The sequence below is a fragment of the Gordonia sp. N1V genome, from assembly GCF_029269935.1.
In the GTDB taxonomy this organism is placed as follows: domain Bacteria; phylum Actinomycetota; class Actinomycetes; order Mycobacteriales; family Mycobacteriaceae; genus Gordonia; species Gordonia polyisoprenivorans.
This window is the reverse complement of record NZ_JARJDD010000011.1, coordinates 59,946-71,992: the sequence shown is the minus strand read 5'-3', so window position 1 is coordinate 71,992 and position 12,047 is coordinate 59,946. Positions and strand designations below refer to the sequence as shown.

General features: G+C 67.3%; 9 protein-coding genes. 8 read left to right on the top strand and 1 reads right to left on the bottom strand.

Annotated elements, in window-relative coordinates; genetic code table 11:
* The first annotated feature begins 34 nt into the window (after positions 1–34).
* The 4 genes from P3L18_RS15545 to P3L18_RS15530 all read left to right on the top strand — a co-directional run bounded on the left by P3L18_RS15545 (position 35) and on the right by P3L18_RS15530 (position 5,408).
* Positions 35–1,285: a DUF885 domain-containing protein gene (locus tag P3L18_RS15545; protein ID WP_276114561.1), complete on the top strand. Its 1,251-nt coding sequence runs from the start codon at positions 35–37 to the stop codon at positions 1,283–1,285.
* 74 nt (positions 1,286–1,359) lie between these two features.
* Positions 1,360–2,691: a serine hydroxymethyltransferase gene (gene glyA, locus P3L18_RS15540; RefSeq protein WP_276114560.1), complete on the top strand. Its 1,332-nt coding sequence runs from the start codon at positions 1,360–1,362 to the stop codon at positions 2,689–2,691.
* 82 nt (positions 2,692–2,773) lie between these two features.
* On the top strand, positions 2,774–3,646 hold the full coding sequence (locus P3L18_RS15535) for an acyl-ACP desaturase (protein ID WP_079929185.1): 873 nt from the start codon (positions 2,774–2,776) through the stop codon (positions 3,644–3,646).
* 454 nt (positions 3,647–4,100) lie between these two features.
* Positions 4,101–5,408: a PhoH family protein gene (locus P3L18_RS15530; RefSeq protein ID WP_006372263.1), complete on the top strand. Its 1,308-nt coding sequence runs from the start codon at positions 4,101–4,103 to the stop codon at positions 5,406–5,408.
* 57 nt (positions 5,409–5,465) lie between these two features.
* On the opposite strand, the gene P3L18_RS15525 is transcribed toward P3L18_RS15530, so the two are convergent.
* On the bottom strand, positions 5,466–6,890 hold the full coding sequence (locus P3L18_RS15525) for an FAD-binding oxidoreductase (protein WP_276114559.1): 1,425 nt from the start codon (positions 6,888–6,890) through the stop codon (positions 5,466–5,468).
* A 132-nt stretch (positions 6,891–7,022) separates the two neighbouring features.
* On the opposite strand from P3L18_RS15525, the gene P3L18_RS15520 reads away from it, so the two are divergent.
* Genes P3L18_RS15520 through P3L18_RS15505 form a run of 4 tightly spaced genes read left to right on the top strand, consistent with a single transcriptional unit; the run spans position 7,023 to position 12,031 of the window.
* The gene (locus P3L18_RS15520) at positions 7,023–8,138 is read left to right on the top strand and encodes an ABC transporter ATP-binding protein (RefSeq protein WP_276114558.1); all 1,116 of its coding nucleotides are present in this window, start codon (positions 7,023–7,025) and stop codon (positions 8,136–8,138) included.
* Complete coding sequence (locus P3L18_RS15515) at positions 8,135–9,316, top strand: spermidine/putrescine ABC transporter substrate-binding protein (protein ID WP_020171762.1); 1,182 nt, start codon at positions 8,135–8,137, stop codon at positions 9,314–9,316. Before P3L18_RS15520 ends, P3L18_RS15515 begins: the two co-directional genes overlap by 4 nt.
* Positions 9,313–11,154 carry an ABC transporter permease subunit gene (locus P3L18_RS15510; protein ID WP_276114557.1) on the top strand — a complete coding sequence of 614 codons (1,842 nt, stop codon included), beginning with the start codon at positions 9,313–9,315 and terminating at the stop codon, positions 11,152–11,154. Before P3L18_RS15515 ends, P3L18_RS15510 begins: the two co-directional genes overlap by 4 nt.
* Before the next feature lie 55 nt (positions 11,155–11,209).
* Entirely contained in the window at positions 11,210–12,031 is an 822-nt protein-coding gene (locus P3L18_RS15505) for an SDR family oxidoreductase (RefSeq protein WP_276114556.1), read from the top strand.
* Positions 12,032–12,047: the final 16 nt, after the last annotated feature.

Sequence of the window (12,047 nt, the reverse complement as noted above, 5' to 3'; positions counted from 1 at the left end):
CCGTTACGCGATGTGGTGGGTAGCGTGTCCGACTATGTCTCCTGCCCAGGCGAGCACCTCCTCGTCCGACGTGGTCACCGCATACCTCCGGCTCGGGCTGGCCTTCGATCGCATCGAGGAGGGATTCGTCGACGCCTACACCGGCGACCCGAACCTGCGTGCCGCGGTGGGCAATGCGCCGGCACCGCAACCCGCCGAACTCGCCGATGTCGCACGGGGGCTGCTCGCCGACCTACCCGGCGACCTCGATCCCGACCGCGCCGCGTTCGTCGGCGCCCACCTGCGCGCACTGGAGTGTTCGGCCCGCAAGTTCGCCGGCGACGACATCGGCTTCGTCGACGAGGTGCGCGCCTACTTCGACGTCGACATCGAGCCGGAGGACCCGGCGATCTACCGGGCCGCCCACGTTGAACTCGCTGCGGCCCTGGGTGTTCCGGGAAGTTCGGGAGAGGCGCTGGCGGCGGCTTATGCCCGCCATCGGCGTGCCGACGAGATTCCGCCGGAACGGGTCGACGAGTGCGTACGTGCCTTCAGCGGCGCGCTGCGTGAGCGGGTGCGGGCCACCTATCCGCTGCCCGACTCCGAGATCGTCGACTTCGAGGTGGTCACCGACAAGCCGTGGTCGGGGTTCAACTACTACCTCGGCGACTATCGCTCCCGAGTGGCGATCAACGTCGATCTGACACAACACATGTCGAACCTGCCGCACCTGATCGCCCACGAGGCCTATCCGGGTCATCACACCGAACACTGCCGCAAGGAGCAGCGACTCGTCGGCGGGGGACAGCAGGAGCAGACGATATTTCTCGTGAACACCCCGCAATGCCTCATGGCCGAGGGTTTGGCCGACCACGCCCTGCACGCGATCGTCGGGCCCGAGTGGGGTGTGTGGGCGCAGGAGATCTACGCCGATCTCGGCCTGCGGTTCGACGGGCAGCACGCACAACAGGTGAGCCGGGCGACCGCCGGGCTGCTCGGCGTGCGCCAGGACGCCGCCCTGATGCTGCACGATCAGCACCGCGACGCCGACACCGTCGCCGAATTCTTGCAGCGCTGGCTCCTCGCGCCACCCGAACGGGCGCGGCAGATGCTGCGCTTTCTCACCTCGCCGTTGTGGCGCGCCTACATCTCCACCTACGTCGAGGGCTATCGCCTGCTGCAGCGGTGGCTCGACTCCGATGCCCCCGGTATCGGCGGCACCGATCGCGCGGCCCGCTTCGGGCGGCTGCTCGACGAGCCGTTGATCCCGGCGTCGTTGCGGGCCGAACTCGGCGAGACCGCCTGACCTCGCCCCGGAGGACCTCACAGGATGGCCCGGGGGATTCGGTCAGCGGGCGCCGGGCCCATAGACTTGCGGGCATGACCGAGAACGCCTCGTCCGCACAGTCCGTGAACTCGACGTCGGTGAACGCGATGTCGCTGGTCGACGTCGACCCCGACGTCGCCGCCGCGATGAACGGTGAGTTGAGCCGGCAGCGCGACACCCTCGAGATGATCGCGTCGGAGAACTTCGTCCCGCGCGCGGTTCTGCAGGCGCAGGGCAGCGTCCTGACGAACAAGTACGCCGAGGGATATCCGGGTCGGCGCTACTACGGCGGTTGCGAGTACGTCGACGTCGTCGAGGACATCGCGCGTGACCGGGCCAAGGCGCTCTTCGGCGCCGACTTCGCCAATGTGCAGCCGCATTCGGGGGCGCAGGCCAACGCCGCGGTGCTGATGGCGTTGATGAATCCGGGTGAGACGATGCTCGGTCTCGACCTCGCGCACGGCGGGCACCTGACCCACGGGATGCGACTGAACTTCTCCGGCAAGCTCTACGAGAACGCCTTCTACGGCGTGAGCAAAGAGGACTTCCGCATCGACATGGACGAGGTGCGCAAGATCGCCCTCGACACCCGCCCGAAGGTGATCGTCGCCGGGTGGTCGGCCTATCCGCGCACCCTCGACTTCGACGCATTCCGCTCGATCGCCGACGAAGTCGGCGCCTACCTGTGGACCGACATGGCGCACTTCGCCGGCCTGGTCGCCGCCGGGCTGCACCCCAACCCGGTACCCGCCTCCGACGTCGTGTCCTCGACGGTCCACAAGACCCTCGGCGGACCGCGCTCGGGCATCATCCTGGCCAAGCAGGAATGGGCCAAGAAGCTCAACTCGGCGGTGTTCCCCGGTCAGCAGGGTGGTCCGCTCATGCACGTCATCGCCGGTAAGGCCGTCGCACTGAAGATCGCCGGCACCGAAGAGTTCGCCGAGCGGCAGCGTCGCACACTCTCCGGCGCAAAGATCCTCGCCGACCGGCTCACCGGCGCCGACGTCGCCAAGGCCGGTGTCTCGGTGCTCACCGGCGGCACCGACGTGCACCTGGTGCTCGTCGATCTGCGCAACAGCCCGCTCGATGGCCAGCAGGCCGAGGATCTGCTGCACGAGGTCGGCATCACCGTGAACCGCAACGCGGTGCCCTTCGATCCGCGCCCGCCGATGGTGACCTCCGGACTGCGGATCGGAACCCCTGCGCTGGCCACCCGCGGGTTCGGTGACGAGCAGTTCACCGAGGTCGCCGACATCATCGCTACCGCGCTGGCCGCCGGGACCGGCGCCGACACCTCGGCGTTGCGGGCACGCGTGTCGCGTCTCGCGCTGGACTTCCCCCTCTACGACGGGCTCGAGTCGTGGGGGCTGATGAGCCGCATCTGATCGGCCGTCGCGGCTGGCGGCGCGCCACGCAGGCGATGTCCGGATTGCCCCCGATGGTTACGCATCCGTATCCTCTTACGCGATGAACGCACTCACCGAAGACGACCTGATCATTGCGCTCGAGAAGGCGCTTCCGGAGATCGCCGAGGATCACGCCGCGGCGGCCACGCCCTGGAACCCGCACGACTGGGTGCCGTGGGACGACGGCCGCAACTTTGCCTTCCTCGGCGGTGACGACTGGGATCCGTCGCAGGCGACGCTGTCCGACGAGGCGCGCGCCGGCACCCTCGCGCTGCTGCTCACCAAGGACAACCTGCCGTCCTACCACCGTGTGCTCGCCAAGCACTTCCCGGCGTTCTCCGACTGGCGTCAGCTCGTCGGGGTGTGGACCGCCGAGGACAACCGGCACGCCATCGTGTTGCGCGACTACCTGGTGGTGCGTCGCGCGATCGACCCGGTCGATGCCGAGGAGCGTCGTCGCGAGCACGTCACCAAGGGTTACCGTCAGCGTCCCGAGCTCGTCCGGGATCTCGGCCCGCTCGACGTCCTGGCATTGATGGCGGTGCACGAGTACCAGTGCGTGCATTACGTCAAGCGTCTGGCGACCGCGGTGACCGACGACGTCTACCAGACGATCCTCACCAAGATCGTCGGTGACGACGAACTGCAGGCCCGGACCTTCACCAACTTCCTCGGTGCCGGGCTCGTCGCCGATCAGGACGCCACCGTGATCGCCGTCGACGAGGCACTGGCCCGACTGACCACCGAGCCCATCGGATTCGACATCGACGACTTCGACGCGGAGCGCGCGCTGATCGCCGACTACGAGAGCGGCGAGACGCACACGGCGATCGCCGCCGCCATCGCCGACGGCCTCAAGCTCGAGAGCTTGCAGGAACTCGGTGACGACGCGCAGGCCGCACGGCAGCGCATCCAGGCGCTCGCCGGCCGATAGTCCGCCAACTCACCACACTCCCGGTACCCCGCGATCACGTGGGTGCCGGGAGTGTGTGCGTGAGCGGGTGCCGCGGTCTCGCGTCGCACGCGGTTCCGGCGCTGTCCCGGGCCAGTCACCGGCGGTGAAAACTGTTCCGGACATGCCGATTGAGCACGGCTTTTCCCCCGGTGGCGGCGCCATCGTCACTTCGCTCAAACGATACGTGCGTTTACGCGAAATTCACGCCGACACACCTTCTCCGGCGCGCCGCCACGCGCCACACCGCGTACGTTGGCGAGTGACGGGCCGCGGGGAAGCGGTTCGTCCGGGAGGTTCTCATTCGTGGTTTGCAAGAGCAGCGCGAGGGGGCCGGCCCCGGTCCCCGTCCACTTCGGCTAACCGGAGCGGACCGAGACCCAGCCGGTCGACTTGAACTGGTTTGTGCGGGCGCCGCACAAATGTAGGAGCCCACGTGACCACACGCACCTACGTCCTCGACACCTCCGTCCTGCTTTCTGATCCCTGGGCGGTCACCCGTTTCGCCGAACACCATGTGGTTCTTCCGCTGGTGGTCATCGGCGAACTCGAGGGCAAACGTCACCACCACGAGCTCGGCTGGTTCGCACGTGAGGCCTTGCGGCTCCTCGACGATCTGCGGCTGGAATACGGTCGACTCGACATGCCGTTCCCCATCGGGGACGAGGGCGGCACGTTACAGGTGGAACTCAATCACACCGATCCGGCCGTACTGCCGGCCGGATTCCGCACGGAGACAAACGATTCACGGATTCTCGCGTGTGCACTCAACCTGCGGGCCGAGGGTAAGAACGTCACCCTGGTCTCCAAGGACACGCCGCTGCGGGTGAAGGCCGGCGCGGTGGGCCTGGCCGCCGACGAGTACCACGCCCAGGATGTCGTGGTCTCCGGATGGTCGGGGATGGCCGAACTCGACGTCGACCAGCCCGCCATCGACACCCTGTTCGCCGACGGCGTCGTGGACATCGACGCGGCGCGGGAACTGCCGTGCCACACCGGGGTTCGGCTGATCGGTCAGGGCTCGTCGAGTGCGCTGGGCCGGGTGAACGACGCCAAGCAAGTGCAGTTGGTGCGCGGCGACCGCGAGGCTTTCGGTCTGCACGGGCGCTCCGCCGAACAGCGTGTGGCGCTCGATCTGCTGCTCGACGACAGTGTCGGCATCGTGTCGCTGGGCGGCAAGGCCGGAACCGGCAAGTCCGCGTTGGCCTTGTGTGCCGGACTGGAAGCCGTCCTCGAACGACGGACCCAGCGCAAGGTGGTCGTCTTCCGGCCGCTCTACGCGGTCGGCGGACAGCAGCTCGGATACCTACCCGGCGGCGCCGACGAGAAGATGGGCCCGTGGGCGCAGGCGGTGTTCGACACGCTGGAAGGCCTTGCCTCGCAAGAAGTCATCGAGGAGGTGCTGGCACGCGGCATGCTGGAGGTGTTGCCGCTCACCCACATTCGTGGCCGGTCATTGCATGACTCGTTCGTGATCGTCGACGAGGCACAGTCGCTGGAGCGCAACGTCTTGCTGACCGTGCTCTCGCGTCTGGGGTCGGGGTCGCGGGTGGTGCTCACCCACGATGTCGCGCAGCGCGACAACCTGCGCGTCGGACGACACGACGGGGTGGCGGCAGTCATCGAAAAGCTCAAGGGCCACCCGCTTTTCGCGCACATCACGCTGACCCGCAGCGAACGGTCGCCGATCGCTGCGCTCGTGACCGAAGTGCTCGAGGAATTCGCGCCGGGCGCGGCGTACTGATCACCGGGTGAAAGTCAGGGTGCTCGAAACCTACTGAGTCGCACCGGGTGTCGGGGTTCAGGACCGACCCGACACCCGGTCGGCCATCCGTGCGATGACATTCGTCCGCGATGAGCCATCGGCCAGTTCACGTCGATCGGCCGTGCGGTAGGCGGCGTACATCGTCGCCACGCCGAGCCAACGAAGCGGTTCTGGTTCCCAGTTGCGTGTGCGGTGTCCGACCCACGGTAGGTCGGTGAGATCGGTGCGGTCGCCGGCGACGAGGTCGCACAGCGTTCGCCCGGCCACGTTGGTGGTGGTCAGACCTGATCCCACATATCCACTGGCAGAACCGATTCCGGTGACCGGGTCGTAGCAGATGGACGCCGACCAGTCCCGGCTCACCCCCAGCACCCCACACCAGGTGTGGGCGATCGGGGTGTCCGCGGTGGCCGGGAACATCTCGTGCAACGCGGTTATCAGGGACGCCGTCGTTCGCTCCTGGGTCCGGCCACGATCATCGATGCCGGAACCGAATCGATAGGGAACACCGCGCCCGCCCAACGCAATCCGGCCGTCGGCGGTGCGCTGCGAGTAGGTGTAGGCGTGAGCGGTCTCGCCCAGCAGCTCGCACCCGCCCCATCCGATGCGGTCCCAGATCTCGTCGTCGACTGGCTCGGTGACGATCATCGACGAATTCATCGGCAGTAGCTTGCGGTGTGTACCGGGCATGGTGGCGGTGAAGCCCTCGAGGCAGACCAGAATCGATTCGGCCCGCACCACACCGCGATCGGTGTCGACCCGGCGCGGACCGATGCCGGTGACGGTGGTGCCCTCGAAGATCTGTACGCCCCGGCGGGCCACCGCGTCGGCGACGCCCCGGGTGAGCTTTGCCGGGTTCACCCGCGCGCACTGAGATGAGTACATCGCCGATCGTGCACCCGCAACGGTGATCCGTTCGGCGACGGCGACGTCGTCGAGATACTCCCATCGACCACCGAGATGCTCCTCGTGCTCGATCTCGGCGCGTAGTCGGGCGTCCTGTGCCGCGCAACGGGCGATGTGCAGGACCCCCGACTTCACCGCGTCACACTCGATGGACTCGTTGGTGATGCGGTCGAGAACCTCGTCGACGCCGGACCGCATCGTCGCCGTGAGACGGCGATTCGCGTCGAGACCGTCGCGACCGCGGGATTCGGCGACCGCCGCGTAGGTGCGGCGATTGCCCGCGACCTCGGCCGAGAGCCATCCACCGTTGCGGCCGCTGGCGCCGAAACCGCAGAACTCGCGCTCGAGCACGACGATGCGCGCGTCGGGCAAGCGCTCGGCGAGGTAGTACGCCGACCACAGGCCGGTGAGTCCGCCGCCGACGATCGCGATGTCCGCGTCGCGATCGCCCGGCAGCGGTGGCCGTGGCGCCGACGGTCCGGTGGTGCTGTGCCAGAAGGAGACGTCGCCGTTGCGCATGTGGCCACCGTACGTCGCTGAATGTTGCGCGCGCATTAAGAATCAGTTGTTCAGTTGGCGATCGGAGACTGAATCCGTGACGATTTCAGCGAAGGACTGCCGTAATCGATACTCCCAAGGTTCGACCGACCCGCCCGCCGCCGGCGTGGTCGCCACGAAAGGCCCACCATGACCACTGTCTCGCAGGCTCCGATTGCCGAGCCCGTGCCGACCACCCGCGGTGCGGTCGCCCTCCGGGCGATCCGCAAGGTGTATGCCAACGGCCACGTCGCGGTCACCGGCATCGATCTCGACGTCGCCGCCGGCGAGTTCGTGTCGCTGCTGGGCCCGTCGGGGTGTGGCAAGACGACGCTGCTGCGCATGCTGGCCGGTTTCGAGCGGCCCACCGCAGGTGACATTCTGCTCGACGGTGCCTCGATCGTGGATGTGCCACCCGAACGCCGCCCGGTCAACACCGTGTTTCAGTCCTATGCGTTGTTCCCGCACATGACGGTCGCGCAGAACGTGGGTTTTGGTCTGCGACAACGCAAGGTGGCGAAGAAGGAGATCGGCCAACGCGTCGCCGACGCGCTCGATCTGGTGCAGATGACGCGCTTCGCCGACCGCAAACCGGCCATGCTCTCCGGCGGTCAGCAGCAGCGGGTGGCGCTGGCCCGCGCGCTGGCGAACCGGCCCGACGTGCTGTTGCTCGACGAGCCGATGAGCGCGCTGGACCGCAAGTTGCGCGAGGAGATGCAGATCGAACTCAAACTGCTGCAGAAGGAGCTCGGCACCACCTTCATCTTCGTGACCCACGATCAGGAGGAGGCATTGTCGATGAGCGATCGGATCGTGGTGATGAGCGAGGGGCGCATCGCCCAGGTCGGCGTCGGTAAGGACATCTACGCCGCGCCGACCAACCGGTTCGTCGCCGACTTCATCGGCAAACAGACCTTCTTCGACGTCACCGGCGACTACGAGGACGGACGCATCGCCACCACCGACGGGCGTTTCGCCGTCGCCGAGATCTCGGCCGACGCCACCGGTGGCCTGGTCGTCGCGGTACGCCCGGAGGCGATCTGGTTCGCCGAGAACGACTCCGACGTCGACGCCGCCGACAACGTCGTGTCCGGCACCGCCGCAGGCGTGTCGTTCCTCGGCGACCTGACGCAGGTGGTGGTCACCACCGACGCCGGCACCGAGGTGCTCGTACGCGGCGCCACCCGCAACTTCCCGCCATTGCACGAGGGACAGCGTGTGCGGTGCACCTTCGCCGCCTCCGACGCCCGGGTGTACGCCAAATGACCGCCCGCACAGCGTCGGACGCATCGGACGCGGTGCGCGCACTGGTGCCGAATCGGTCCGTCGCGCGGATCACCCGTCGCAGCTTCCTCGCCGGAATCGGTGTGGCGGTCGCCGGGGTCACGGTGTCGGCGTGCGGTGGTAGTCACAAGATCGCGAGCTCGGCGCCGATGGGCGCGGCCGCCGAGGGCAGGCTGAACTACTACAGCTGGGGCGACTATGAGGACCCCAACGATCTCGACGGCTACGAGAACCGCTACGGGGTCACGCTACAGGTCGATTCCTTCGGCTCCAACGAGGAGATGATCGCCAAACTCGCTGCGGCACGCGGAACCTCGGGTTATGACGTGGTGGTGCCCACCGGGGTGTACATCCCGCAGATGGTGGAGCACGACCTGCTCGATCCGCTCGATCATGCGCGCGTGCCCAACCTCGCCAACCTGGAGGAGCGGTTCTTCGACCCGCCGTGGAATCCGCGCTCGCGCTACGGCGCCTGCAAGGACTGGGGCACCACCGGATTCATGTATCTCAAGTCGCTGACGACGAGGACGCCGACCACCTGGCGCGATTTCATCGAGCTGGCCCAGGGTCCGGCCCGGGGAAAGGTCAGTGTCCTCGAGGATCCCTGGGAGGTGGTCTCGATCGCCATGGGGGCGTTGAACATCGACCCCAACACCACCGACGAGAAGGATCTCGCCGCGGCCCGGACACTGCTCGTCAACGATCTCGCCCCGACGCTGCAGGGGTACAACTCGTCGATCACGTCGGTGGTGTCGGGCGGCGCCTACAGCTTGCTGCAGGCGTGGAACGGCGATGCGCGTCTGACGCTGACGAACGAGAGCGACCCCGACAAGTGGGGATTCGTTTATCCGCTGCCGACGGCCAACCTGTTCGTCGACAACTTCGCGATCGTGCGCGGGACCCAACACCCGGTCGCCGCACACGAATTCATCAATTACATGCTCGACCCGGAGGTGTCGTACCGGGAGATGGAGTACATCGGCTACCAGACCGGGGTGAAAGGGATGGCGGAGAAGGGCCGGGCCGCCGACCTCGACTACCCCGACCTGTTGTTCCCACCCGACGAGGTGGTCGATCGGCTGGTGTCGGCCAATGTCGACTCGGCCACCCAGGAGCGCACCGAGATCCTGGGGCAGATGCAGGCGAGGAGCGCCCGATGACCACTACCGTCGACACCCCGGCGATCACCCCAGAACCGATCACCCCGACCCCGAAACCGCCATGGCGGCAACGGTTGTTCGGTGCAGGTGGGCTGACCTTCCCGGCCTGGGCGTATCTGCTGTTCTTCTTCGTCGTCCCGGTGGCCTTGGTGGTGTGGTACAGCTTCGGCTACAAACCCGACCAGTTCACCACCTATGCCACCGACCAACTGAGCTTCGGCCGCTATTCGGAAGCCTTCGGCGCGGACTACCGGTCGACCTTCTACAACACCCTCACCATCGCCGTCACCGGCGTGGTGATCGCGCTCGTCGTCGGTGTGCCGTTCGCCTATTGGCTTGCGGTCAAATCGAATCCGCGACGACGACCGATCTATCTCGCGCTCATCATCATCCCGTTCTTCACCAACTTCCTGGTGCGCACCATCGGCTGGCAGATCACCCTGGCGCCGTCGGGATGGCTCTCGGGCGTGATGCAGAGCGTGGGGCTGGGCGAACTCGGCATCCTCTACACCCGCGCCGCGGTGCAGGTCGGCGTGGTCTACAACTACCTGCCGCTCATGATCTTTCCCCTGTTCGTTGCCATGGACCGAGCGGGTCTGCCGCTGCGGGAGGCCGGGCGCGACCTCGGCGCCAACCGCTGGACGACGTTCTTCCGGATCACCCTGCCGCTGGCGTCGCCGGGCATCGTCTCGGGCACGCTTCTGGTGTTCATACCGTTGATGGGCGACTACGTGACACCGTCGGTGCTCGGCGGCGCCAAGGGCACGATGGCCGGGCAGATGATCGCCGCGCAGTTCGAGACCGCCCAGAACTGGGCGCTCGGCAGTGCGATGACGGTATCGCTGATGATGATGGTGCTTGTGTGCGTGGTGCTCGCCGGTCTCATCGTCAAAGGTGTTGCGGTGGTGCTGGATCGGCGGGTCTTCTCGGTGACCCTGCCGACCGGCGACCCGGCCGATCTCGGCGCCCTGCCGCGTCTGGTGATGACGCCGCTGCGCACCCGGCGGGACTGGTACTCGATCTGCCTGAAGGTGTGGGCGGTCGTGGTCTATGCCTTCCTGTTCCTACCGATCCTGGTGATCGTCGCCTACTCGTTCAACACCGGGCGTGTGCTCGCCTCGTTCGAGGGTTTCGGGTTCGGCGCCTACCGCGACGCGCTCACCGACGACACGATCCTGCACAGTGTGCGCATTTCCTTGGAGGTGGGCCTGCTGTCGGCTCTGCTGGCCACCCTCCTGGGGTCGTTGGCCGGCATCGCCATCGGGATGTCGCGGCGCCCGCGCTGGTGGTCGGTGGGGTTGCTGGCCCTGCTGACGGTCACCCTGGTGACGCCCGACATCGCCGATGCGGTGGCCTTCCTGCCCTGGTACGTCACGCTCGGCGTCGACTGGAATCTGTTGCCGTTCAACAACGGTCTGGTGCGGTTGGTCATCTCGCACGCAGTGGTGTCGATGGTTGTGGTGACATTCATCGTGCGAGCCCGGGTGTCGGCCATCGATCCGGCACTCGAGGAAGCGGCCGCAGATCTCTACGCCTCGCCGCTCGCGCGGCTGCGGCACGTGATCCTGCCCGCCGCCACCCCGGGCATCGTCGCCGGGATGATGCTGGCCTTCACGTTCAGTCTCGACGACGTCGTGATCTCGACCTTCGTCCAGCAGCCGGGCTACACGCCGTGGCCGGTCTACATATTCTCCGCGGTGCGTATCGCCCTGCGGCCGGAGGTGGCCGCGATGTCGACGCTGATGCTCGTCCTGACGCTGGTGGTGCTGGCGCTGTCGGCCCTCGTGCTGCGCAGGTCGGGGGAGGATGCGACCTCGATGACCAAGATGATCGGCTGAGGCACGACCCGACCCGAACCTTGAAGGTGAAACCGGGTTCAAGTACGGTCGGGGCATGGAGATCCAGAACACAGTTGCCGTGGTCACCGGTGCCGGCGGCGGCATCGGTGGCGCGATCGCCCGCGCGCTGAGCGTTGCCGGCGTCCGCGTGGTGCTGACCGACCTCGATTCCGACGCCGTCGCGCGCACCGCCGAGGCGATCATCGAGGCCGGTGGCCAGGCGATTGCGCTGGCCGGCGACGCCTCGGACAACGCGCACATCGACGACGTGCTCGCCACGGCCGGTGAGCATTTCGGCCCCGTTGATCTGTATTTCGCCAACGCCGGAATCGGCGGTGCGGCGGGTCTGGATGTCACCGACGACGACTGGGACACCGTCATCGACGTGAACCTGATGGCACACGTACGCGCCGCGCGTCGGCTCGTGCCCGAGTGGAGCGAACGCGGCCGCGGATACTTCGTCAGCACTGCGTCGGCGGCCGGCTTGCTCACCCAACTGGGGTCGGCGACCTACTCGGTGACCAAGCATGCGGCGGTCGGGTTCGCCGAGTGGCTCAGCGCCACCTACGGCGACGCCGGCATACGCGTCAGTTGTCTGTGCCCGATGGGCGTCGACACCAAGCTGCTGCGTCCCGACCATGCGCCGGACACCGACGGCGAGCGCCTGATGCAACGAGCGGTCGAGACCGCCGGCGCGGTGATCACCCCCGAGGAGGTCGCCGGCCTCGTGCTGGCGGCGATCGCCGATGAGCGTTTCCTGATCCTGCCGCATCCGGAGGTACTCGAGATGTACCGACAGAAGGGCGCCGACTACGACAGGTGGCTGCGCGGCATGCGGCGCTATCAGGCCGCGTTGCTCGCCCCGCAGGACGCCTGAAGCGCCACCGTCGGCG

Bases quoted from the DNA above. Each gene is read 5' to 3' on its own strand.
- P3L18_RS15505 (WP_276114556.1), top strand. From the start codon at position 11,210: ATGGAGATCCAGAACACAGTTGCCGTGGTCACCGGTGCCGGCGGCGGC.
- P3L18_RS15545 (WP_276114561.1), top strand. From the start codon at position 35: ATGTCTCCTGCCCAGGCGAGCACCTCCTCGTCCGACGTGGTCACCGCA.
- P3L18_RS15535 (WP_079929185.1), top strand. From the start codon at position 2,774: ATGAACGCACTCACCGAAGACGACCTGATCATTGCGCTCGAGAAGGCG.
- P3L18_RS15515 (WP_020171762.1), top strand. From the start codon at position 8,135: ATGACCGCCCGCACAGCGTCGGACGCATCGGACGCGGTGCGCGCACTG.
- P3L18_RS15510 (WP_276114557.1), top strand. From the start codon at position 9,313: ATGACCACTACCGTCGACACCCCGGCGATCACCCCAGAACCGATCACC.
- glyA (WP_276114560.1), top strand. From the start codon at position 1,360: ATGACCGAGAACGCCTCGTCCGCACAGTCCGTGAACTCGACGTCGGTG.
- P3L18_RS15525 (WP_276114559.1), bottom strand. From the start codon at position 6,890: ATGCGCGCGCAACATTCAGCGACGTACGGTGGCCACATGCGCAACGGC.
- P3L18_RS15520 (WP_276114558.1), top strand. From the start codon at position 7,023: ATGACCACTGTCTCGCAGGCTCCGATTGCCGAGCCCGTGCCGACCACC.